18 protein-coding genes are annotated in these 23,866 nt (G+C 72.7%); 13 read left to right on the top strand and 5 right to left on the bottom strand.

Annotated elements, in window-relative coordinates:
- Positions 1-185: 185 nt before the first annotated feature.
- From LQK89_RS12365 to LQK89_RS12345, 5 genes are all read left to right on the top strand, one after another.
- Positions 186-1,934, top strand: a complete 1,749-nt coding sequence (locus LQK89_RS12365; protein WP_231049258.1) for a xylulokinase — start codon at positions 186-188, stop codon at positions 1,932-1,934.
- The gene (locus tag LQK89_RS12360; protein ID WP_175325820.1) at positions 1,931-2,641 is read left to right on the top strand and encodes an L-ribulose-5-phosphate 4-epimerase; all 711 of its coding nucleotides are present in this window, start codon (positions 1,931-1,933) and stop codon (positions 2,639-2,641) included. The genes LQK89_RS12365 and LQK89_RS12360 overlap by 4 nt, the downstream gene beginning before the upstream one ends.
- On the top strand, positions 2,638-4,161 hold the full coding sequence (araA, locus tag LQK89_RS12355; protein WP_231049257.1) for an L-arabinose isomerase: 1,524 nt from the start codon (positions 2,638-2,640) through the stop codon (positions 4,159-4,161). The genes LQK89_RS12360 and araA overlap by 4 nt, the downstream gene beginning before the upstream one ends.
- Before the next feature lie 10 nt (positions 4,162-4,171).
- Positions 4,172-5,431, top strand: a complete 1,260-nt coding sequence (locus LQK89_RS12350) for a D-arabinono-1,4-lactone oxidase (protein ID WP_231049256.1) — start codon at positions 4,172-4,174, stop codon at positions 5,429-5,431.
- A gap of 244 nt (positions 5,432-5,675) precedes the next feature.
- Positions 5,676-6,542 (top strand): cation-transporting ATPase, encoded by an 867-nt coding sequence (locus LQK89_RS12345; protein WP_231049255.1) that lies wholly within the window; start codon positions 5,676-5,678, stop codon positions 6,540-6,542.
- Positions 6,543-6,563: 21 nt separating this feature from the next.
- Here LQK89_RS12345 and LQK89_RS12340 read toward each other — a convergent pair whose 3' ends face one another.
- Positions 6,564-7,520: an ArsR/SmtB family transcription factor gene (locus tag LQK89_RS12340; protein ID WP_175325069.1), complete on the bottom strand. Its 957-nt coding sequence runs from the start codon at positions 7,518-7,520 to the stop codon at positions 6,564-6,566.
- Positions 7,521-7,575: 55 nt separating this feature from the next.
- Between LQK89_RS12340 and LQK89_RS12335 the strand changes: the two genes are divergently transcribed.
- The 6 genes from LQK89_RS12335 (at position 7,576) to LQK89_RS12310 (ending at position 16,225) form a co-directional block, all read left to right on the top strand.
- Positions 7,576-8,856, top strand: a complete 1,281-nt coding sequence (locus LQK89_RS12335; RefSeq protein ID WP_058743318.1) for an MFS transporter — start codon at positions 7,576-7,578, stop codon at positions 8,854-8,856.
- Between the two features lie 311 nt (positions 8,857-9,167).
- Entirely contained in the window at positions 9,168-10,835 is a 1,668-nt protein-coding gene (locus LQK89_RS12330) for an ABC transporter substrate-binding protein (protein ID WP_231049254.1), read from the top strand.
- Positions 10,832-12,604, top strand: a complete 1,773-nt coding sequence (locus tag LQK89_RS12325) for a dipeptide ABC transporter ATP-binding protein (protein ID WP_231049253.1) — start codon at positions 10,832-10,834, stop codon at positions 12,602-12,604. The genes LQK89_RS12330 and LQK89_RS12325 overlap by 4 nt, the downstream gene beginning before the upstream one ends.
- Entirely contained in the window at positions 12,601-13,539 is a 939-nt protein-coding gene (locus LQK89_RS12320; RefSeq protein WP_175325071.1) for an ABC transporter permease, read from the top strand. Before LQK89_RS12325 ends, LQK89_RS12320 begins: the two co-directional genes overlap by 4 nt.
- Positions 13,536-14,534 carry an ABC transporter permease gene (locus LQK89_RS12315; RefSeq protein ID WP_058742326.1) on the top strand — a complete coding sequence of 333 codons (999 nt, stop codon included), beginning with the start codon at positions 13,536-13,538 and terminating at the stop codon, positions 14,532-14,534. Before LQK89_RS12320 ends, LQK89_RS12315 begins: the two co-directional genes overlap by 4 nt.
- Before the next feature lie 182 nt (positions 14,535-14,716).
- Positions 14,717-16,225, top strand: a complete 1,509-nt coding sequence (locus tag LQK89_RS12310; protein WP_058742325.1) for a C40 family peptidase — start codon at positions 14,717-14,719, stop codon at positions 16,223-16,225.
- A 184-nt stretch (positions 16,226-16,409) separates the two neighbouring features.
- Here the strand turns inward: LQK89_RS12310 and LQK89_RS12305 are convergent, their stop codons facing one another.
- From LQK89_RS12305 to LQK89_RS12295, 3 genes are all read right to left on the bottom strand, one after another.
- Positions 16,410-17,741 (bottom strand): GNAT family N-acetyltransferase, encoded by a 1,332-nt coding sequence (locus LQK89_RS12305; protein ID WP_231049252.1) that lies wholly within the window; start codon positions 17,739-17,741, stop codon positions 16,410-16,412.
- A gap of 195 nt (positions 17,742-17,936) precedes the next feature.
- Positions 17,937-19,412: a cryptochrome/photolyase family protein gene (locus LQK89_RS12300; protein WP_231049251.1), complete on the bottom strand. Its 1,476-nt coding sequence runs from the start codon at positions 19,410-19,412 to the stop codon at positions 17,937-17,939.
- A gap of 145 nt (positions 19,413-19,557) precedes the next feature.
- Positions 19,558-21,327 (bottom strand): hypothetical protein, encoded by a 1,770-nt coding sequence (locus tag LQK89_RS12295; RefSeq protein WP_231049250.1) that lies wholly within the window; start codon positions 21,325-21,327, stop codon positions 19,558-19,560.
- Between the two features lie 191 nt (positions 21,328-21,518).
- Here LQK89_RS12295 and LQK89_RS12290 point away from each other — a divergent pair, with 191 nt between their 5' ends.
- The gene (locus LQK89_RS12290; RefSeq protein ID WP_231049249.1) at positions 21,519-22,403 is read left to right on the top strand and encodes an aminoglycoside phosphotransferase family protein; all 885 of its coding nucleotides are present in this window, start codon (positions 21,519-21,521) and stop codon (positions 22,401-22,403) included.
- 12 nt (positions 22,404-22,415) lie between these two features.
- Here LQK89_RS12290 and LQK89_RS12285 read toward each other — a convergent pair whose 3' ends face one another.
- Complete coding sequence (locus LQK89_RS12285; protein ID WP_152999532.1) at positions 22,416-22,970, bottom strand: TetR/AcrR family transcriptional regulator; 555 nt, start codon at positions 22,968-22,970, stop codon at positions 22,416-22,418.
- 68 nt (positions 22,971-23,038) lie between these two features.
- Between LQK89_RS12285 and LQK89_RS12280 the strand changes: the two genes are divergently transcribed.
- Complete coding sequence (locus LQK89_RS12280; protein ID WP_231049248.1) at positions 23,039-23,767, top strand: 3-beta hydroxysteroid dehydrogenase; 729 nt, start codon at positions 23,039-23,041, stop codon at positions 23,765-23,767.
- The last annotated feature ends 99 nt before the right edge of the window (positions 23,768-23,866 follow it).

Below are 23,866 nucleotides of genomic sequence, written 5' to 3'. Positions count from 1 at the left end.
GCGGCCGGGCGCGCGGGAGCTCACGGGCTGGGCGACACCTCACGCGCGTGGCCGCCCGTGATGTGTCGCTCAGCGCGTGGAGTGCCGCACCGAGCGTGCCCGGCGCGCCGTCGCGTTGCGGGTGTGAGCGCTCACCTGCCATGATGTGAGCGCTCACGCAGGACGACGAGGTCTCGGAGGGACAGATGCGCGACGACCGCCGACAGCAGGTCGAACAGGGCCGGACGACACTCGGCATCGAGCTGGGCTCGACCCGCATCAAGGCGGTGCTCGTCGACGAGGACCTCCGCCCGATCGCGAGCGGCTCCCACGAGTGGGAGAACGAGTACGTCGACGGACGCTGGACGTACTCCCTCGAGTCCGTCGAGACCGGGGTCCGCGCCGCGTACGCCGACCTGGTAGCCGACGTCGAGCGGCAGGTCGGGGTCCGCCCGACGACCTTCCGCGCCGCCGGGGTCTCCGCGATGATGCACGGCTACCTGCCGTTCGACGCGGACGGCGAGCTGCTCGTCCCGTTCCGCACGTGGCGCAACACCTCGACGGGGCCGGCCGCCGAACAGCTCAGCGCCGCGCTGGACTTCAACGTCCCGCAGCGCTGGTCGATCGCACACCTCGCGCAGGCCGTCCTCGACGACGAACCGCACGTGGCGCAGGTCGCAGGGATCACGACCCTCGCCGGGTACGTCCACCGGGTGCTCACCGGCCGGGACGTCCTGGGCGTCGGCGACGCGAGCGGGCTGTTCCCGATCGACTCCGGCCCCGTCGACAGCGCACCGGGTGAGCCCGGCCGCCGCGACTACGACGCCGCCATGCTCGCCACGACGCAGGAGCTGCTCGGCGGACGGGTGCCGGACCTCCGCGCGCTCCTGCCCGAGGTGCTCGTCGCGGGCGAGGACGCCGGTGCGCTCACCCCCGAGGGCGCCGCGTGGCTCGACCCGACGGGCACGCTGCAGCCGGGCGTGGCGTTCTGCCCGCCGGAGGGCGACGCGGGCACGGGCATGGTCGCGACGAACGCCGTCGCACCCCGCACCGGCAACGTCAGCGTCGGCACGAGCATCTTCGCGATGGTCGTGCTCGAGCGCCCGCTGGGCACCCCGCACGAGGAGCTCGACGTCGTCACGACCCCGGCCGGCGACGCCGTCGCGATGGTGCACTGCAACAACGGCGCGAGCGAGATCGCCGCGTGGGCCCGGGTGTTCGGGCGGTTCGCCGAGGCCTCGGGTTCACCGCTGCCCGTCGACGACGTCTACGCGACGCTCCTGACCGAGGCGGCCGACGCCGACCCCGACGCCGGCGGGCTGCTGTCCTTCAACTACCTGGCCGGCGAGCCGGTCACGGGCGTCGAGGACGGCCGGCCGCTGCTCCTCCGCACGCCGGGCGCCCGCTTCACGCTCGGCAACCTGGTCCGTTCCGAGGTGCACGGTGCCTTCGCCACGCTCGCGATCGGCATGGACGTCCTGCACGGCGAGCACGTCGCCGTCGACCGGATGACCGCGCACGGTGGGCTCTTCCGGACGGAGGGTGCGCCGCAGCGCCTGCTCGCCGCGGCGCTCCGCGTGCCGGTCGCGCTCGAGGAGACCGCGGGGGAGGGCGGCGCCTGGGGCATCGCGGTCCTCGCGGCCTACCTGGAGCACACCGACCGGTCGCTCGCGGACTTCCTGGCCGAGACGGTCTTCGGGGGTGACTCGGTGCACGTCGCCGAGCCCGAGGAACGGGACGTCCAGGGCTTCCAGGACTACCTCGCCCGGTACCGCGCGGCGCTGCCGGTGCAGGACGTGGCGGCAGCGGCGACACGCACCAGCCCGACCACCGACCAGGGCGAGCCGACCGACTGGGGCGATCCGCGCCTCCAGGCCGACACGGCCGACGACGACGCGGCCGACGCGGCCGACGCAGCGCCCACCCAGCACACCGAGAAGGAGCCGACCGCATGACGGACCTGACCACCGACGAGACCGAGGCGGCCGTCGCCCGCGCGCGCAAGCGCGTCGCGACCCTGCACGGCGAGCTCGTCCGCTACGGCCTCGTCATCTGGACCGGCGGCAACGTGTCCGAGCGCGTCCCCGGCACGGACCTGTTCGTGATCAAGCCGAGCGGGGTGTCGAGCGACGACCTGACCCCCGAGAACCAGGTCGTCTGCACGCTCGACGGTGTGCCGGCCGACGGTTGGGGCAACGCCCACGGCCCGTCCTCCGACACCGCCGCGCACGCCTTCGTCTACCGGAACATGCCCGAGGTCGGCGGGGTCGTGCACACCCACTCGACCTACGCGACGGCGTGGGCGGCCCGCGCCGAGGAGATCCCGTGCGTCATCACGGCGATGGCGGACGAGTTCGGCGGCCCGATCCCGGTCGGCCCGTTCGCGATCATCGGCGACGACTCGATCGGCCGCGGCATCGTCGACACCCTCGCGGGTCACCGGAGCCGCGCGGTGCTCATGCAGAACCACGGCGTGTTCACGATCGGCAAGGACGCGAAGGACGCCGTCAAGGCCGCGGTGATGTGCGAGGACGTCGCCCGCACCGTGCACATCGCGAAGCAGGGCGGGGAGCTCGTCCCCATCGCCCAGGAGAACGTCGATCGACTCTTCGATCGCTACCAGAACGTCTACGGACAGAACCCCGAAGGAGCCATGCGATGACGCAGGTGAACCCCCAGGCCACCCTCGACAGCTACGAGGTCTGGTTCCTCACCGGGTCGCAGGGCCTGTACGGCGAGGAGACCCTCCGCCAGGTCGAGGAGCAGAGCCGCGCCGTGCACGCGCAGCTCGAGGGCGCGCTCCCGGTCAAGCTCGTCTGGAAGCCCGTCCTCAAGGACGCCGACGGCATCCGCCGCGCCCTCATCGAGGCGAGCGCGGACGACAAGGTCATCGGCGTCACGACGTGGATGCACACGTTCAGCCCGGCGAAGATGTGGATCGGCGGCCTGCAGGCACTGACGAAGCCGCTGCTCCACCTGCACACGCAGGCGAACGTCGCCCTGCCGTGGGGCGACATCGACTTCGACTTCATGAACCTCAACCAGGCCGCGCACGGCGACCGCGAGTTCGGGTACGCCCTGGCGCGCCTGGGCGTCCGGCACGCGACCGCGGTCGGGCACGTGTCCGACGAGCGGGTGCAGCACCGGGTCGCGAACTGGACGCGCGCGGCAGCCGGTGCCGCCGCGGTGCGGGAGCTCAAGCTGACGCGCTTCGGCGACAACATGCGCTACGTCGCCGTCACCGAGGGCGACAAGACCGAGGCCGAGATCGAGCTCGGCGTGCAGGTGAACACCTGGGCCGTCAACGAGCTCGCGGCAGCCGTCGCGGAAGCGGAGGCCGACACCGCGGCGGTCGACGCGCTCGTCGCGACGTACGAGCGTGACTACGACGTGGTCCCGGCGCTGCGGAACGGCGGCGACCGCCACGCCGCGCTCCGCGACGGTGCCGCGATCGAGCTCGGCCTCCGTGCCCTGCTCGAGCAGAACGGCTCCGCCGCGTTCACCACCAACTTCGAGGACCTCGGCACGCTCAAGCAGCTGCCCGGCCTGGCCGTCCAGCGGCTGATGGCCGACGGGTACGGCTTCGGCGCCGAGGGCGACTGGAAGACGGCCGTCCTGGTCCGTGCGATGAACGTCGCCGGTGCGGGGCTGCCCGGTGGTGCCTCGCTGATGGAGGACTACACGTACGACCTCACCCCGGGGGCGGAGAAGATCCTCGGCGCGCACATGCTCGAGGTCTCGCCGACCCTCACCACCTCGAAGCCGACGCTCGAGATCCACCCGCTCGGCATCGGCGGCAAGGACGACCCGGTCCGCCTGGTCTTCACCGCCGACGCGGGTGAGGCCGTCGTGGTCGCGCTCTCCGACACCCGCGACGGCTTCCGCCTCACCGCGAACGTCGTCGACGTGGTGCCCCCGACCGAGGCGCTGCCGAAGCTCCCCGTGGGCCGTGCCGTGTGGGAGCCGCGCCCGTCGTTCCCGGTCGCAGCGGAGGCCTGGCTCACCGCCGGCGCCGCGCACCACACCGTCATGACGACGGCCGTCGGCCTGCAGGTCGTCGAGGACCTCGCGACGATGGTCGGCACCGAGTTCCTGGTCATCGACGAGCACACCACGGCCCGCGGCTTCCGCGACGAGCTGCGCCTGCAGCAGGCGTGGCACCGTCTCGACCGGGGGTTCTAGGACCGTGACCGTGGCTGCGACGACGCGCACGAACTGGGCCGGGAACGTCACCTACGGGGCGTCCGACCTGCTCTCGCCGACCTCCGTCGACGAGGTCCGCCGCGTCGTCGCGGCCACGCCGCGCCTGACGGCGCTCGGCTCCACGCACTCCTTCAACCGGATCGCCGACACGGACGCGGTGCAGGTGACGCTCACCGGGCTGCCGCCCGTGCTCGACGTCGACGCCGACCGCCGGGTCGTCCGGGTCGCCGCCGGCATGACGCACGCCGCGGTCGCGGCCGGCCTGGAGGCTCGTGGCTGGGCCCTCGCGAACCTCGCCTCCCTGCCGCACATCTCCGTGGCCGGGGCGGTCGCCACCGGCACGCACGGTTCCGGCGTGCGCAACCCGTCCCTCGCGCATGCGGCGGTCGGCCTGGAGGTCGTGCGCGCCTTTGGCGACGTCGCGTGGGTGGACGCGTCGACGCCGGACGACGCCCTCGACGCCCATCGGGTGGCGCTCGGCGCGCTCGGGGTCGTGACGGCGGTCGAGCTCGCGATCGAGCCGACGTTCCAGGTCGCCACGACGGTGCACCTCGACCTGCCGTGGGACGCCGTGCTCGAGCACTTCGACGCGGTGGTGTCGGACGCGTACTCGGTGTCGCTGTTCACCTCGTTCGACGACCGCGGTGCCCGCCAGGTCTGGACGAAGCGCCGGACCGACGAGCCGGCCCCGACGGTCGACCTCGTCGCGCTCGGCGCCCGGCCGGCCGACGGCCCCGTGCACCCGGGCGAGAACGACACCGCGGGCGTCACCGAGCAGGGCGGCGTCCCGGGACCCTGGTCCGAGCGGCTGCCGCACTTCCGGTCGACGTTCACGCCGTCCACCGGCGCCGAGATCCAGGCCGAGTACCTGATCCCCGCGTCGCACGCGGTCGCCGCCCTCGAGGCCCTGCGTCCGCTCGAGCCTGTGTTCGCGCCCCTGCTCATCGCGGCCGAGGTCCGGACGATCGCCGCCGACACCGCCTGGCTCGCGCCGTCGTCCGGACGGCAGTCGGTCGGCTTGCACTTCACCTTCCGACGGGACGCCGAGGCCGTGGCAGCGGCGGTCGCGCGGATCGAGGAGGTCCTCGCGCCCTTCGACCCCAGGCCGCACTGGGGCAAGGTGTCCGCGGCGGGTGTCGAGCGGCTGCACGAGGCGTACCCGCGGCTCGACGACTTCGCGGCGCTCGCGCGGGACCTCGACCCGACCGGACGGTTCCGCAACGCGTACTTGGCGCGGCTGCTGGCCTGACGCGCGTGGGGTACCGATCCGCGCGTGGGAGGCCGAACCGCGCGTGGGAGGTCGATCTGCGCATGGTGCGTCGTCCGTTCCGACTGCCGATGCGCGATCCGGCCTCCCATGTCGGCTGTGATGGGCCGGAACGACGGGAGCCCGAGGCCGTCGTGCGACCGGCCCAGCAGATGCGCAGGCGTTGGTCGGGTGCCGCACGGGCGCATCGCTGAGTGCTCACATGTGTGATCACAAAGGTTGTGTCATGGCGAACCTCAACCGGATCCTCGGCATGGCCTCGAAGGTCATCGACAAGCAGATGCAGAAGCAGCGCGGGCAGGGGAGCCCGGACGCCGCGAACCGGCAGTCGTCGGGCGGGACCGACTGGCGGGACATCGTCCGCACGGCGGCGGACAAGCTGACGGGCGACGACCGGCAGCGACCGCAGCAGCCGCAGCCGCAGCAGCCGGCGCCTCAGCAGTACGGGTACCAGAGCCAGCAGCAGCACGACCAGCAGCCGCACGGCCAGCCGCAACAGCGCGGGCAGGGCGACCCGGACGCGGTCGCCCTCGCGAAGTACGACTACCTGCTCCGCACGGCCCCGCCGGAGCGCCTCGAGCAGGTCCACCACGACGCCTTCGCGCGGCTCACGCCCGAGCAGCGCCAGCAGGTCCGGGACCGGCTGAACTCCGAACTCCCGCCGCACGAGCACCTGCGCGACGACTCCGCCGGCGGGATGGCCCGCGCGGCGACCCGGGCCGAGATGTCCCGACCCGGCCTGCTCGGGCGGGCGCTCGGCGGCCGCGGTGGGTCGTTCGCGGGCGGCGCCGCGGTCGGTGCCGGCGCGATGGCGGTCGGCGGCCTCGCGGTCGCGGTCGCCGGTGGCGCGGTGCTGAGCGCCGCGGCGGGGCCGGTGCTCGCCGGTGCCGCGGACCACGGGGTGGACTTCGAAGGCATCGCCGCGGGTGGCGAGGAGTTCCTCGGCGGGCTCGGTGAGCAGGCCGGTGGCCTCGGGGAGCAGGTGTCGGGGCTCGGCGAGCAGGCGAGCGGTCTGGGTGAGCAGGCCAGCGGGCTCGGTGAGCAGGCATCGAACCTCGGTGGCGACTTCCTCGGCGGGTTGTTCGACCGCTGACCCTGGTCGTCGGCGACGCGCTCACTCCCTCCGGACGAGCGCGTCGCCGACGGTGCTCCGGTAGTACAGGACGGCCCGTCCGTACCGGGTGCGGTTGAGCAGCCCGCCCCGCTCCATCACGCGCAGGTGCTGGTTCACCGCCGACGTCGACACCCCGAACCGCATCGCCAGGTCCGTCGACGACGCCGGCTCACCGAGTGCGTCGAGGAGCGCCGCCCGCGTCCGCCCGAGCAGGTCCCGCACGGCGCCCGCATCGGGGTGCGACGCGGTCGACCACATCGCGCCCTGCCCCCGTGCCGGGTACATCACCGTCGGCGGCAGGTCGTCGTCGATCGGGGTCGACGCCCGGACGACGAACACCGACGGCACGAGGGTGAGTCCCTCGCCCTGCACCGGCCGGTCCCGTGCGATCGGGCTGTTCAGGCGGACGTCGACGTGCCGGCCGTCGAACCGCACGCTCTCGGACAGCCCGGCGAGCACCGCGCCGATGCCCTCGTGCGCCGCGACCCGCCCCCGGTGGGCGACGTCGGCCTGCAGCACCCGTCGCATCCGCGGCCAGTACGGCGCGAAGCACAGCTCCCACGTCGTCGCGAGCGCCTGCTGCAGTCGCTCGACCACGCGGTCGTGCCGCCCGGCGAACACCGCGGGGACCGTGCCGTGCACCCGCTCGAGGTCACTCCGGAGCCGCTCCGGCCGGATCCGCCCGAGCGCGCGGAGCTCGTCGTCGAACGACGTCAGCGGCGAGTCCGGTCGCGGGTTCACGAAGTCGGCCACCCAGCGTCGCTCATCGACGAGTCCGGACAGGACCTCGCGGTCGAGCAGCGGCAGCACCCCGGCGATCCGGTCGGTCCACGGCCGCTGCAGCGGATAGCGCTCGGGTGCACGGAAGGCGCGCAGCCCCAGGCCGAGCTCGGACAGCGGCGAGATGCCGAACCGCACGGCGGACACGTCCGACGGCTCGAGTCGGTACCGGATCATGAAGCCCGAACCTACATCCGTTCGTGCAGGACGTCGGCCCTGCCAGAACTGAGGGGTGAGCACCACCGAGCAGCAGGTCCCGATCCGCACCCTCGTCCGTCGGGACACCACGCTCCGACGCCTGCTCACGGTCACGCTCGTCGACACCCTCGGCCGCGGCGCGTTCTTCACGCTGACGTCGCTCTACCTGATCACGATCGTCGGCATCCCCGCCGTGGCGGTCGGCCTCGGACTGACCGTCGCCGGCGCGGTCGGGGTGGCATCGTCCCTGGCGTTCGGACACCTCGCCGACCGGTTCAGTGCCCGCCGGATGCTCATCTGGCTGCACGTCGTCCAGGGGAGTGCCCTCGTCGCCTACGTGCTCGTCCACGACGTCGCGACGCTCATCGTCACCGCGTCGGTGGTCACGCTCGCGCAGCAGGGCGGCGGCTCGGTCCGGAGCGCCGCGATCGGTCGGGCCTTCCCGGGGTCGGAGCGTGTCCGGGTCCGGGCGACGATGCGCACCGTGACGAACGTCGGGATCGGCGTGGGGACGGCGCTCGCCGCGATCCCGCTCGCGATCGGCACGGGCGAGGCGTACCGCGTGACGATGGTCGTGTCCGGGCTGCTCTTCGTGTCCTCGGCGTTCCTCGTCACGGGGCTGTCGTCGGCGCGGGTCGACCCGACCCCGGCCGACCGGACGGACACCGGCACGATCGTCCGTCGGGAGCCCGCGGGTCGCAGTCCGTACCGGGACGTCCGGTTCCTCGCGGTCGCGGCGCTGACCGGGGTCTTCGGCATGCAGTTCGGCCTGTTCGAGGTCGCCGTGCCGCTGTGGGTCGTGCAGCACACCGTCGCGCCGGACGTCCTGGTCTCGCCGCTCCTGCTCGTGAACACCGTGTGCGTGGTCCTGCTCCAGGTCCGGATGAGCCGGGGGACCGACACCGTGGCCGGTGCCGCGCGGGTGATGCGGCACGCGGGCTGGGTGATGGCGCTGGCCTGCGGGCTCTGGGCGGCCGCGGGGTGGGTCCGCGGGGACGACTGGGTGCCCGCGGCGACCGCCACGGCCGTGCTCGTCGCGGCCGCGGTCGCGCACTCGCTCGCCGAGATCACGTCGAGTGCAGCGGGGTGGGCGCTGTCCTTCGAGCTCGCACCCGCCGACCGCATCGGGGCGTACCAGGGCGTGTACGGGACCGGCTACGCCGTCGCCGCGATGGTCGCACCGGCCGTGGTGACGCTGACCGCGATCGACCTCGGGACGCCGGGGTGGGCGATCCTCGCGGTGGTGTTCCTGGCGGCGGCGCTCGGTGTGGCCGCGATCGCCGGGCGGGTGGCGCGCACGACCGCACCGGCCTGACGGCGTCGCGCCGAGCCTCCAGGCCGTGCAGCGCAACGCGACGGACGCAACCGCACAACGCGACGGACCGTGCCGGCGCGACGGACGCAACCGAGCCGGCGCGACCACCCGCCGCGCGCGCCGGACCACCCGGGAATACGCTCGGGCCACACGCGTTGTGGTGTTGCGTCATGCAATGTTGCGTTGCGTGTCATCCGGACCCCGCGAGGGTTCGGACCCCGACCCGGCCCGGTGCCAGGATGGACCGCCCGCCGGCCCACCGCGCGGGCGCAGCGACACCCCCACCCCCCCCCGACGAGGAGCAGGACGCCATGCACCGCCCCAAGCGCTTGACCATCACCGCGGCCGTCGCCGCCGCCGCAGCCCTCGTGCTGACCGGCTGCTCGGGTGGCGGGGCATCGGACGACGCATCGTCCGGCACCACCAAGGGCGGCACGCTGAACATCCTCACGCCCCAGACCGCGCTGCACTTCGACCCGGCCACGAGCCAGAGCCTCGGCATCACGTCGATGGGCCTCGTTGCACGCCGCCTCACCACGTGGGACGTCGAGCCGGGCAAGACCGCGAAGGTCGTCCCGGACCTCGCCACCACGACCGGTGAGTCGAGCGACGGCGGCAAGACCTGGACGTACACGCTCAAGGACGGCCTGAAGTTCCAGGACGGCACCCCGATCACCACCAAGGACATCAAGTGGGGGATCGAGCGCTCGTTCGCCCCGAACCTGACCGGTGGCCTGAGCTACCACAAGTCGCTCCTGGTCGGCGGCAGCCAGTACCAGGGTCCGTTCGAGGGCAAGACCCTCGACAGCATCGAGACCCCGGACGACAAGACCATCGTCTTCAAGCTCGACAGCGCGTACGGCGACTGGCCGTGGCTCGCGTCGATGCCGGCGTTCGCCCCGGTCCCCGAGGGCGACGGCAAGGACACCGGCGCCTACGACGCGAAGCCCGTGTCGTCCGGCCCGTACCAGATCGAGTCGAACACGCAGGGCTCGCAGGTCACGCTCGTCCGCAACAAGGAGTGGAGCGCGAAGACCGACAGCATCCGCACCGCGGGCCCGTCGAAGATCGTGTTCAAGGAGTCGCAGGACGCCTCCACCACCACGCAGAGCCTGATCGCCGACAACGGTGACGCGAAGGACTCGTTCGGCGCGATCTACCTCGGCGCCGCCGAGCTCAACCAGGTCCGCGCGAACCCGTCGGCCCAGGACCGCCTCGCGACGAGCAAGGCCGGCCCGATCACCTACATGGCGATCAACACGCAGCGCGGCAAGCTCCAGGACCTCAAGGTGCGCCAGGCGCTGCAGTACGCAGTGGACCGCAAGTCGTTCCGGATCGCCGCGGGTGGCGCGCTCGCGGGCGAGTACGCCTCGACGCTCATCACGCCGGGCATCGCCGGCCGCAAGGACTACGACCTGTACAAGACGAGCGCCACGGGTGACGTCGACAAGGCGAAGGAGCTCCTCAAGGAGGCCGGCGCCGAGGACCTGAAGCTCACCCTCGTGTCGCAGAACGACCCGACCTACCTCGCCCAGGCGCAGGCACTGCAGGCCGGGCTCAAGCGCGCCGGGATCCAGGTGACGCTGAAGCCGCTCGACTACGACTCCTTCACGCAGGCGACCACGAACGGCACCGACTTCGACCTCTCCCTGTCGAGCTGGCAGCCGGACTTCCCGAGCGCGAACGCCAACCTGCAGCCGCTGTACGACTCGTCGCAGATCGGCGGGGGCGGCTACAACGTCTCGAAGTACTCGAACCCCGAGGTCGACGCGCTCATCGCGAAGGCCACCGGCACGATCGACCAGTCCGACGCCCAGAAGATCTGGGCCGAGGCCGACCAGAAGATCATGGCGGACGCCCCCGTCGTCCCGCTGATCTACGCGAAGCAGTCCTTCCTGGCCGGCTCGAACGTCGAGAACTTCCGCATCGCGGACTTCCCGGCGTACCCGAACTACCTCAGGGTCTCGCTCGCCAAGTGAGTGCACCGCTGCTCGAGGTCGAGGGGCTCCGCGTCGCGTTCGGCGACGCGGAGCCCGTCGTCCGTGACGTCTCCTTCACGCTGACGCCCGGCCGGGTCCTCGCGCTCGTCGGCGAGTCCGGGTCGGGCAAGTCCGTGAGCGCGATGAGCGTGCTCGGGCTGCTCCCGCCCGAGGCACGGGTGACCGGCAGCGTCCGCTTCCGCGGCGACGAGCTCGTCGGTGCGTCGGCGGAGCGGCTCCGGGCGGTCCGCGGTGCCGGCATCGGCGTGGTGTTCCAGGAACCGATGAACTCGTTCACGCCGGTGCTGTCGATCGGCACACAGATCGCCGAGGCCGTCCGGGCGCACCCGACCGACCTCGACCGCGCGGGCGTCTCGGCCCGGGTGGACGAGCTGCTCCGGTCAGCCGGGCTCCGTGATCCGCGGCGGATCCGGAAGGCGTACCCGCACGAGCTCTCGGGCGGGCAGCTGCAGCGCGCGATGATCGCGATGGCGCTCGCGGGCGACCCGGTCGCGCTCATCGCCGATGAGCCGACGACCGCGCTCGACGTCACGGTGCAGGCGGGCATCCTCGACCTGCTCCGCACGCTCGGCCGGGAGCGCTCGCTCGCCGTCCTGCTCATCACCCACGACATGGGCGTGGTCGCGGACGTCGCGGACGAGGTGCTCGTCATGCGCCGGGGCGACCCCGTCGAGACGGGCACGGTCGCGGAGGTCTTCGCCCACCCCGCCGCCGCGTACACGCGGCAGCTCCTCGACGCGGTCCCGGCCCTCGAGTCGGACCCCGGCCGGGAGGCCCGTGGCGCGTCCGCCCCGTCGGCTGCGACAGGCGCAGTGGCCGAGTCTCGGCCTGAGCGACAAGTCTCGGGCTCCGGACCGCGAGACACGTCGCCGAGCGCGAGTCTCGCGAACGCTGGCGACGGGACGGACACGACCCGTGCCTCCCGTCCCGAGGGGGTGGTCGCGCAGCTGCGCGACGTGGCGGTGCGCTACGCGCGCCGCGGCGACCCGACCGTCTCCGGGATCGACCTGGAGCTCCACGCCGGGCGGACGCTCGGGCTCGTGGGGGAGTCCGGCTCCGGGAAGTCGACGATCGGTCGTGCGCTCGCGGGGCTCGTCCCCGTCGTGCACGGCAGCGTCGCGGTCGAGGGCGCCGACCTGCGCACCGCGCGGGGGAGGCGGCTCCGCGACCTCCGCAGCCGGGTCGGCATCGTGTTCCAGGACCCGGCGTCCTCGCTCAACCCGCGGCAGACCGTCGGGTGGAGCATCGCCGAGCCGCTCCTCGTGCACGGGGCCGGCTCCGCCGCCGACCGTGCCGCGCGCGTGGGCGAACTGCTCGCCGCCGTGCAGCTCGACCCGACGTGGGCCGAACGGTTCCCGCACCAGCTGTCCGGCGGGCAGCGGCAGCGCGTCGCCGTCGCGCGCGCGCTCGCCCTGCGCCCGGCCCTCGTGATCGCCGACGAGCCGACCAGTGCCCTCGACGTCACCGTGCAGGCCGCCGTGCTCGACCTGCTCGCGCGACTGCAGCGCGAGTTCGGGTTCGGCATGCTGCTCGTCAGCCACGACCTCGCGGTCGTCCGGCAGCTCGCGGACGACGTCGTCGTGCTGCACGAGGGGCGGATCGTCGAGCGGGGCACCACCGAACGGGTCCTCGACGACCCGCAGCAGGACTACACGCGCATGCTGCTCGCGGCGGCGCCGGTCGCCGACCCCGTGCGGCAGGCCGAGCGCCGGCAGGCCTGGCGTGCGTGGGAAGGAGCAGCACCGTGACCGCGAACGTCGTCGACAGCCCGGTCTCCGCGGCCGCCGGACGTTCGACCGGGTTCCGCGCCGTCGTCCGCCGCGTCCGGCGTGACCGGTGGGCCGTCGGCGCAGCGGTCGTCATCGTGGTGTTCGTCGTCGTCGCCCTGGCGGCGCCGCTCATCGCGCTCGTCAGCGGCCAGGACCCCTACGCGTACCACGTCGACGCGCTGAACGACTTCGGCGCACCCCGCGGTGCCCTCGGCGGGGTGAGCGGCGAGCACTGGTTCGGTGTCGAGCCGCTGACCGGCCGCGACCTCTTCGCGATCGTCACCTACGGCGCGCGGACGTCGCTCGGCATCGGGCTCGCCGCGACCGCGATGTCGATCGTGATCGGCGTGCTCGTCGGCGTGACCACGGGGTTCCTCGGCGGTTGGTACGACCGGGTGCTGTCCCGCGTGGTGGACGTCATCTTCGGCTTCCCGTCGCTCGTGTTCATGATCGCGCTGACCGCGGTCGTGCCCACCTCGTTCCCGAAGCCGCTGCTCGTGGTGCTCGTGATCGGGTTCTTCGGCTGGCCCGCCGTCGCCCGCGTGGTCCGGGGGCAGACGCTCTCGCTCGTCACCCGGGACTACGTCGTGGCGTCGACCGCGATGGGCGCCGGGCGCTGGCACGTCATCCGGACGCAGCTGCTGCCGAACCTCGCCGCCACGATCACCGTCTACGCCACGATCTCGATCCCGTCGATGATCGGTGCCGAGGCCGCGCTGTCGTTCCTCGCCGTCGGGGTCACGCCGCCGACGCCCTCGTGGGGCCGGAGCATCGGTGACGCGATCGGCTGGGTGCAGACCGACCCGATGTACCTCGTCTTCCCCGGAGCCGCACTGTTCCTCATCACGCTGGCCTTCAACGTGCTCGGCGACGCCCTGCGCGACGCCCTCGACCCCCGAGGGGGTGCCCGGTGAACGCCGCCCGGTTCCTGGCCGTCCGGATCCTCGGTGCGGTCGTCGTGCTGCTCGTCGTCGCGGCGATCACGTACGCGCTCTTCATGCTGCTGCCGACGAACCCCGCGCGGGCGATCTGCGACAAGCCGTGCACACCCGAGCGCCTGGCCGACGTGCAGGCGTTCCTCGGCACCGACAAGCCGTGGTTCGCGCAGTTCGCGGCGTACCTCGGCGGCATCTTCACGGGCCGCACGTTCGGCTCCGGCGCCTCGACGATCTCGTGCGCGGCGCCGTGCTTCGGGTACTCGTTCCAGCTGCACGACTCGGTGACGAACCTCATCACGTCGCGCCTGCCCGTCACCGCGTCGATCGCGATCGGCGCCGCGGTGCTCTGGCTCGTCGCCGGGGTCGCCGGCGGGACCGTCTCGGCGCTCCGCCGCGGGACGATCGCCGACCGTGCGGTCATGACCGTCGCGGTCGCCGGGGTGTCCTCGCCCGCGTACCTCATCGGGCTGCTCGCGATCCTGCTCTTCGGCTTCACCCTCGGATGGCTGCCGACGAGCGGGTACGTGCCCTTCGCCGAGGACCCGGTCGGGTGGGTCACGCACCTCGTGCTGCCGTGGTGCGTGCTCGCGTTCATCAGCGCGGCGATCTACGCCAGGCTGACCCGGGGCGAGATGCTCGAGTCGATGTCGCAGGACTTCGTCCGGACCGCCCGTGCGAAGGGTCTGCGCGAGCGCCAGGTCGTCGTCCGGCACGGCCTGCGCACGGCGATCCTGCCCGTGGTGACCCTGTTCGGGCTCGACCTCGGGTCGCTGCTCGGCGGTGCGGTCATCACCGAGAAGGTGTTCTCGATGCAGGGGCTCGGCGCGCTCCTGATCGACGCCGTGCACACGCTCGACCTGCAGGTCGTCGTCGGCTTCACGGTGTTCTCGGCGCTGCTGATCGTCACGGCGAACCTTGTCGTCGACGTGGTCTACGCGTTCGTCGACCCCCGGGTGCGACGCCGAGCCTGAGCCCCCTCACACGCCCGGGGCGCGGATCTCGGGCGTGTCGCTGAGACTCCCCACACGTGCGCGCAGGTCCGGCCGCGCAGGTGCTGGAGACGTCCCCCGACGGTCCCCCCATCGCCGGACTTGTCGGTCGACGGGGGCGGGTCGAGCATTCGGTCGTGATCAACTCTCAAGGGGATCCCGCGGTGACACCGACGACGGTGCGCTCGCGGGCGAAGAAGACGTTCATCGGGATCGCGGTTGCCGCGGTCGCCATCGCTGGGACGGTCGGCCTCGCGGCTCCGGCCCTCGCGAGCCAACCGGGCCTGAACACCGGGGGAGGGCCCTCCGCCGCGGCGAACAGCGCCATCGCGTACGCGGAGAGCATGTGGAGTTCCGGCGACGGTGGACCGAACACGAGCACGTACTACCAACTCGGTGGCAACGGCCCGAGCGCGTGGGACTGCTCGGGGCTGGTGTGGAAGGCGTACCTCCAGGCGGGCGTCGACCTGTCGAACGGGGCCTCGCGTCCCGTCGTCGGCGACGAGTTCGACGCGCTCAAGGGGAACCTCGTGTCCCGGGCGGACGCCGAGCCCGGTGACGTGCTGTTCTGGACGTCGACCGGCACCACGTCGGGGAACTTCCTGCACGACGGCATCTACCTGGGCAACGGGTACATGGTCGCGGCGGCTGCTCCGGGTGAGGGCGTCAAGGAGCAGACGCTCTGGTCTGAGCCCGGGGAACAGCTGCTGGACGTGGTCGGTCGGCCGACCGGTTCGCTGTCCGGCTCCGGTTCCGGGGCGGGCACGGTCCACACCACCTCGTACGTGACGGCCGAGCAGGTCAACACCGGCAAGCTCTGGAGCGTCACCGCGAGCAAGGCAGCGACCGCCTACCCGGTCGGCGTGGCCTCGGGGACGAGCCCTGCGATCGCCACGCTCGGCGGCGGCAAGTACGTCACCGCGTTCCAGGCCGCCGGTGGCGCGCTCTGGACGATCACGTCCGACGGCGCAGCGACGTCCTTCCCGGTCGGCATGAAGGCCGGGACGAGCCCGTCGATCATCCCGACGTCGGGCGGCGGCTACGTGGTCGCCGTGCAGACGAACACCGGCGCGCTCTGGACCATCACGAACACGAAGGCGGCGACGGCCTTCCCGGTCGGGATGGCCGCGGGCACCAGTCCGTCGATCACAGCGACCGCGGGCGGGCACTACGTGGTGGCGGTCCAGACGAACTCCGGGGACCTCTGGAGCATCACCGACACGAAGGCCGCGACGGACTTCGGCGTGGGCATGAAGACCGGCACCAGCCCGTCCGTGACGACGACCGCGAACGGCGGCTACGTCATCGCGGTGCAGACGAACACCGGCGCGCTGTGGAGCGTCACGAACACCAAGGCGGCGACGGCGTTCCCCGTCGGCATGCTCGCCGGCACGAGCCCGTCGATCCTGGCGCAGCCGTCCGGTGGGTACGTCATCGCGGTGCAGACGAACACGGGCAAGCTGTGGACGATCACCGACGGCAAGGCGGCGACCGCGTTCGACATCGGGATGGCTGCGGGCACGAGCCCGGCGATCGCCACGGTCGGAAGCGGGTACGTCGTGGCCGTCCAGACGAACAGCAGCGACCTCTGGTCGGTCACGAACGACGACGCGGCCACGTCGTTCGGCGTCGGGATGCAGCCGGGCACCAGCCCCGCGATCCTGGCGCAGTGACGCCCGGGAGGTCGGGGTCTCGTCCCCGGCCTCCGTCGCCCCGGTTCCTCTCTCAAAACGCAACGTGGGCGGGTTCTCGCAGCGGTACTTCGCTGCGGGGACCCGCCCACGTTGCGTCTTGCGGACGGCGTCGCGGACGGCGTCGCGGTCGGCGTCGCGGACTGGGCGCCGCCCCGCCGCGCCCCTAGAAGTACGTGATGCCGTGCGGCGCCCGCGCCGGGGTCAGCATCGCGCGCAGGAGCACCGTCGCCGCCGGGTCCGTCGCCCGCACGAGCCCCGCGGCCGCGAGCGTCACCGGGGACACCGAGCCGATCAGCAGCGCGCCGAGGTCGGCCACGTCGAGCCGCACGTCGGCGTCGCCGGAGTCGTCCGCGGCCGTGCGGGTCACGGTGCCCCGGCCGTCGACGACGTCCAGCCGGTAGGTGCCCGCCGCGAAGCCCATCGCGTCGGAGACGGCGAGCACGATCGACCCGTCGACCGCGTACGGCCGCGAGGCCAGCACCGCGGGCACGTCGAGCACCCGCAGCCAGACGTGGTCCTCCTCGTGGTCGACGTCGTACGCCCGGTTGTCCCCGAGCGCGGCGACGATCGGGTCGTCGAGGCGCGAGCGCTTGTACGAGACCACGTCGTTCAGGTCGATCGAGAGCAGGAACTCCCACAGCGACAGGTACGCCTCGTCGGTCGCGTAGACCAGGTCGACGACCTCGAGCACGGTGTCCTGGTCGCGGCCGGAGCCCTCCTTGACGCGCCAGGTCACGTAGCCGTCGACGGCGTCCGCGTCGGTGGCGCCGTCCGGGCGGTGCACGGCGGCGCGGACGTCCTTCGCCGGCTCGCCGTCGCCGTTCCGCAGCCCGGTGACGATCGGCCAGGTGCTCGTGTTCCGCTTCATGGAGCCCGGCGTGCGCGCGTCGAACCGGTCGAACACGGCGCGGGCGTTCCCGTCCGCGAGCCACTCGGGCGTGACGACGGTCACGGTGCCGGTCGTCGGCGCGAGGAACGGCAGCGCCCGGGCGCGACGGACGCGGACGGCCCGCTCGCGGATCGCGCAGCCGAACCCGAAACGCCGGTAGATGGTGCCCTCGGACGCGGTCAGCGAGGCCACCGCGTAGCCCTCGGCGACGCCACGCTCGAGTGCGTGGGTCATCATCCGGCGCAGGATGCCCCGTCGGCGTTCGGTCGGCCGGACGGTCACGGCGGAGATCGCCTGGGTCTCGACGGTCCGGCCGTCGCCCCAGCTCAGGGACTTCGGGAACCACGCGAAGGTGCCGGCCGGCCAGGTCTCGTCGACGGACCCCGGGAGCGGATGACGGACGTGCACGCCCAGCCAGGTCTCGCGGTCGGCGACGAACGCCTCGGCCATCAGCGCGGCGACCTCGGCGTTCGGGTGCGGTTCGTGGAAGCCGAGGCCGACGGCGTGCATCCACGCGTCGGTCGCGGCGTCCGGCGCCCCCTGCTCGTCCGTGCCCGGCGCGAACTCGCGCAGCTCGTAGCGGTCGTCGAATGCCTCGTTGCTCACGTTCCCGACCCTACCGGCGCCGCTCGCGCGGCCGCCTCCCTCTGTCGGTGGAGCAGGAACCGTCGGGTGGCAGCACCGGACCCGACGTCGTCTGCTCCGTCGACGACGGGGCCGGGTCCGGACCGGACGGGAGGCGCGGGGCGGGCCCGCCACGCGCCTCCCGTCCGGTGTGTGGCCACGCTGGGATCGTGACCCTCACGGGATGGTGCGCCGCGCCTCCTGGGCCACCACCTGGTCGAGGTCCGCCAGCTTCCGCATCTGCTGGAGCGGACGCGCCATCCGGTTGTTGTTGCGGAGGGCGGGTTCCGTCCGCGACAGGAACGCCCAGTACCCCGCGGTGAAGGGGCAGGCGTCCTCGCCGACCCGTTTCGTCGGGTCGTACCGGCAGCCACCGCAGTGGTCCGACATCCGGTCGATGTAGCGGCCGCCCGACGCGTAGGGCTTCGTCGCGACCATGCCGCCGTCGGCGTGCTGCGACATCCCGATGATGTTCGCCGGCATCACCCAGTCGGTGCCGTCGACGAAGACGTCCGTGAACCACTCGGTCAGGTGCACCGGGTCGTACCCGCGCTGGAGCGCCCAGTTGCCGAGGACCATCAGGCGCTGGATGTGGTGCAGCCAGCCGTGGTCGTGCAGGCCCTCGATCGCGGTGCTCAGGCAGACCGCGTCGATCTCCGACGCGTCGAGCTCCCGCCACCAGCGGGGGAGGTGCTCGTGCGCGTCGAGGGTGTTCTCCTCGGCGCCGTAGTCGTCGCCGAACCACCAGTAGAGGTGCCAGACGTAGTCGCGCCACCCGGCGACCTGGCGCACGAACCCCTCGACGCTGGCGAGCGGGGCGTCGTGGTCGCGGTGCGCGGCGAGTGCGGCCTCGACGACCTCGAACGGGTCGAGCACGCCGAGGTTCATCGGCACGCTGAGGAGCGAGTGCGCCATCGTCCAGTCGTTCGTCAGCGTGGCGTCCTCGAACGGGCCGAAGTCGCCCAGGCGCACCTGGACGAAGTCGTCGAGCGCCTGCCGGGCCTCGTCCGCCGTGACCGCGAAGCGCCGGGTGTCGTCCCTGCCGACGAAGCGCACGGTGCCGTCGCGCTCCCACCGGTCCAGGTCGCGACGGACCTCGTCGTCGATCTCGTCCTCGGTCGGCCACCACGGTTCGGGCAGCCCGAGCGTCGTCGCACCCTTCGGTGGCGGCTCGCGGTTCTGGTCGTCCAGGCTGAACTTCCCGCCGATCGGCTTCTCCGAGCGCATCAGCCAGCCCTCGCGGCGGCGGACCCGCTCGTAGTGGGTCTCCATGCGGAACCGGCCGGTGCGCTGCGCTGCCCACTCGGCGAACTCGGCCTCGTCGGTGATGAACCCGCGGCTCGGCAGGATCTCGGTGCCCTTGCCCCAGTGCCGGACCTGCGCGCGGAGGGTCCGGGACGGCGGGTCGACCACCTCGAGGTCGTCGCGACCGACGAGGGCGTCCTTGAGCCGGTCGACCTGCACGTGCTCGGCGCGGTCGCCGAGCTCCCGGACGCGGTGGCGCAGGGCGCTCAGCCACAGGTGCGCCTTCGCGCGGTGCATCGGCCGCGCGTCGAAGAACTCGCGGGCCTCGATGACGAGCACCGGACCGCCGTCGTCGAACAGCGGCCCGTACTGCCCGGGGAGGACCAGGCGTCGTCGTTCGGTCGTCATGCCCGGACGCTACCGGCGGTGCGTGACGACCGCCTGACGGCGCGTGTGCCCCGACCGCCGGGCGTTGCCCGCGACCGGGGCCGCCGGCGACCGGGGCTGCCGGCGACCGGTGTCGTCGACGGCCCCGGTCGGTCGGATGGCCCGCTCAGTTGTAGGACGCGAGCCGGTTCGGCGCCGTGTTGCCCACCGGCGTCGGAACCGCCCCGCCGACGCCGTTGATGACGCTCGAGATCGTGCCCGTGTCCCCGAGCGACACCGTCACGAGCCCGTGCGCCCGGATGCCCGAGCCCGTCGGGGTCTCGAACGCCCGGTCGGCGTGCACGGACGGGTTCGTGTTGAAGAAGCAGTACACGCCGCCGCCCCAGATCTCGTGGTTCGTCACCCCGGACGCGACCTTGTACGCCGCGTACCCGGCACCGGTCGGGCTCTGCCACGAGGCGTTGTCCGGCACGTCGTACGGCATCTCGTTCTGGAAGAAGATCGTCCGACCGCGGTTGCCGTTCCAGAGCACCTCGTATTTCTGGTAGTGCTCGACGAACAGCCCGGTGGCGAGCACGTCGTCCCCGTTCACCTCGACGCCCGTCGCGCCGGTGTTGACGTTCCAGCCCGTCGCGGCGCCGCCGTGGTCGGCCCGCCACGCCCAGATGTGGTCGACGAGCGTGTCGTCGGCGTCGACCTGCAGCGTCGTCGACGCCTTGCCCTGGATGCTCGACCCGACGCGGAAGAACACGTCCTGGATGCTCTGCGGGTCCGAGGCATGGTCGACGTGCGAGCCGCTGGTGCCGAGTCGGACGAGCTGCGCGCTGTTCTGTGTGCCTGCGTCGACGACCAGGTTCGACACGTTCACGCCGGAGACGTCAGCGGTGGTGAGCACCGCGTTGCCGGCGGTCGGCACGAGCGTCGGGAACCCGATGCCCGTGACGACGGTGTCCGGACGGGTGACGTTCAGCGCGGCGTTCAACTGGTACGTGCCCGGGGTGAAGAACAGGTTCAGCCCCTGCGCCAGCGCGGTGTTGATCGTCGCCGCGCTGTCACCGGGGTGCGCGACGTAGAAGTTGCGCATCGGGATGTCCGTCCCCGGCGTGTTCGGCCACGTCACCCCGGCGGAGTTCGTCCGCAGCGACGGGACGAACACGTGGTACTTGTTCGACGAGTCGACGTACAGGTACGGCTTCTCCCGCGTGACCGGGGTGCTCGAGAGGGTGGTGTAGCTCTTCGAGAAGTTGTTCGCCGGCGCGCCCTGCACCCCCGAGAACACCATGTTCCAGTTGCCGCCCTGCCAGCTGCCGAGTGTCGAGTTCCGCGTGTACCACTGCTGCTGCGACCCGCTCGTGACGGTGCCGTCGACCTTCGAGTCGGCGATGTAGCCGCCCGACGAGTACCCCTGCCCGCCGTCCTGGTTCGACGGCCCCATGGTCAGGTTGCCCTTGATGTGCACCCGCCGCATCGGAGCGGCCTGCGACACCGCCCACCGGTCGGTCCCGCCCTCGGGCACCACGGAGAGGTTCTCCGCCGACCGCCAGAAGTTCTGTGTGGCGTTCTTCTCGTCGCCGGCGTTCCAACCGGAGTCGACGTTGAGCGCGCCGGAGATCGTCACGTCGTCGGGGTTCTTCCCGAGACCGGCCACCGAGGTGTAGAAGCCCAGGTTCGCCCAGACCCGCCCGTAGCTGCCGGGCTTGAACAGGAAGGCGTACCGCTGCGAGCCGAACTGTGCCGTGCTGCTGCGGAGCTGCGCGTTGAAGGCCGCGTCGACGTCGGCCTGGATCGTCGACGCGGGAGTGGACTGGTCGTAGACCTTGACGTTGCCCCCGAAGTCCGGGACGTCGCTGGTCGGGACAGCGGCCTGCGCCTGCAGGGCCGGCGCCAGGGCGCCGACCAGGCTGACCGCCGTGATCGTCGCGAGGAGCGTGCTCATCCGTCGTTGCATGATGCTCGATTCGTCGTCGAGCGGCCCCGTTGCCGCCCGCAACAGACGGTAGACCCGCCCGGTCGCCGCGGCAGTCGGTGCTGCGGCGGACAAGGACGTACCCCGTTCGGGGGTCGGGCAGGAGGCGCGGGGTGCGCCCGCCCGGTCGCTCACGGTCCGGCGGTGGGTACCATGCGCGCATGTGGCCGACCGAGCAGGACTGGCGTGCGTCCGTCCCGCGCAGGCTCGCACGAGCGGTCGAGCGCTGGGACCTGCGTCCCGGCGAGCCGTACGCCGGCGGGAGCGTCTCGCACGTCGTGCCCGTGCGGTTGCCCGACGGTGGCGATGCCGTCCTCAAGCTGTCCCTGCCGCACCGCGAGGCCGAGCAAGAAGCCGCGGCACTCGCCTGGTGGGACGGAGCCGGAGCGGTCCGCCTGCTCGACGTCGACCCGGACGATCCCTTCGTGCTGCTGCTCGAGCACTGCGACCCCGGCACCCGGCTCGGGGAGCGCGACGGCTTGTCGGTCGAACACCGCCTGCGCACCGCCGGGGGTCTGCTCACCCGGCTCTGGGCCGCCGGGGTCCCCGACGAGGACACCTTCGTGTCCGTCACCGACGTCGCCACCGGGTGGGCGTCGCTCGCCGAGGACCGGATGCGTGAGCTCACGCCGCCCTTCGACCCGGGACTCGTGCGCCGCGGCGCAGACCTGCTCCGCACGCTGCCGAGCGGTGCCGTGCCGTCGGTGGTCGTGCACGGCGACGCGAACCCCGGCAACGTGCTCGCGGCGGGGCGGGAGCCATGGCTCGTCATCGACCCGAAGCCGATGGTCGGCGACCCCGCCTACGACCTGTGCCCGCTGCTCGTGCAGGTCGACGACCCGTTCCGCGCGGAGGATCCCCTACACGCTGTGCGGCATCGGGTCGCCGTCCTCGCGGACACGACCGGCGAGCCCGCCGACCGGATCGCCGCCTGGTGCACGGCACGGCTGGTCGAGTCGGCCCTGTGGTCCGTCAGCCGCGGCGCGCTCGACGACGGCCGCAGTGCGATGGTGCGAGCAGCGGTGGTCGACCTCCTCGCTGGGTGAGCGTGGTGGGCGTCAGCGGCGCGGGAGCCCGGTGACGTAGGCCGTGAGCACCGCGGTGGGGTCGACCGGGCCGACTGCACCGATGCGGTAGAGCAGCAGGGCGTCGACAATCCCGACCAGGTCCGGTGCGGCCGCATCCGGATCGACCACGCCGATGCCGTCGAGCAGGGTCCGAGCTGCGCGGACGAGCTCGTCGCGCACCGGATCCGCCCCGGTCAGGGGTGCACGGAGCTCGGCGTCGTCGCGCAGCTCGACGAGGAGTGCGAGCCGGGCGGCCTGCGCATCGTTTCGGGCGGCGAGCGTGTCGAGGAACCCGGTGGCGACGGTCACGACCGTCATGTCGTCCGGGGCCTCCGGAAGTCGGAGCCCGGCGACGTCCGAGGCCAGCTGCTCGGTGATCCGTGCCGCGACGAGCGCGACCAGGGCACGGCGGGTGGAGGCGTAGTACGTCGTCGACCCGGGCGGGACGCCGGCCTCGGCGTCGACGCCGCGATGCGTGAGCGACCGTGCGCCGCTGCGCGCGACGAGGCGGACCGCCGCGTCGGCGAGGTCCTCGCGTCGTCCCATGGGTTTCCTTCCCCGCTCCGACATCGTACTGTTCTCTACATCTGTAGAGGAACGATCGGGAGGGTGTCGTGCGCGCAGTCGTCGTCGGCGGAGGAGCATCGGGTCGAGCCATCGGGGCGGCGATCGCAGCGCGCGGATGGACGGTGCAGGTGTCATCCCGCCGGACCGGCCTCGACGTCCTGCGCGACGACGTGGCAGCCGCGCTCGAGGGCGCAGACGTCGTGGTCGAGGCCACGGGGCGGTTCACGACGAGCCGCAGACGAGCGACCGGATTCTTCGTCCGGTCGACGACCGCGATCGGGTCCGCCGCGGCAGCAGTCGGCGCACGACACGTCCTGCTCTCGATCGTCGGGTGCGAGCGGTCGGAGGTGCAGGGGTACGGCTACTTCGCCGGGAAGGCGGCGCAGGAGCGGGCCGCCGCGGCGACGGGGGCAGCGCTGACCGTCGTGCGCTCGACGCAGTGGCACGAGTTCGCGGCGCAGAACGCCGAGCGGTTCCGGCTCGGGCGGATGGCCCTCGTTCCCGGGATGGCGGTGGCTCCGGTCGCGCTGGACTCGGTCGCCGGTGTCGTGGGCGAGGTCGTCACGGGGACGCGCCGAGGATCGCGCTTCGAGGTCGCCGGCCCGCAGGTCACGACGCTCCGGGCGATGACCGAGGCGCTCCCCGCCCTCGCGCGGCACGTCGTGCCGATGCGGATCCCGGGGGCGCTCGGGCGGGCGTTCCGCGACGGGGCGCTCCTGCCCGGGCCGGACGTCGAGATCGTCGGGCCGTCCTTCGACGAATGGGCCGCCCTGTAGTGCTCGGCTCAACTCGGTTCGCGGCGGCGCTCCGGGCGGCACGGCGAGCCGGGTCACGATCGTGCATCGACGACGTCTCGAACCGGTCACCTCGACCGA

It is taken from the genome of Curtobacterium sp. C1 (assembly GCF_021049325.1).
Classification (GTDB): Bacteria; Actinomycetota; Actinomycetes; order Actinomycetales; family Microbacteriaceae; genus Curtobacterium; species Curtobacterium citreum.
This window is presented reverse-complemented; position numbering and strand designations above follow the sequence as displayed.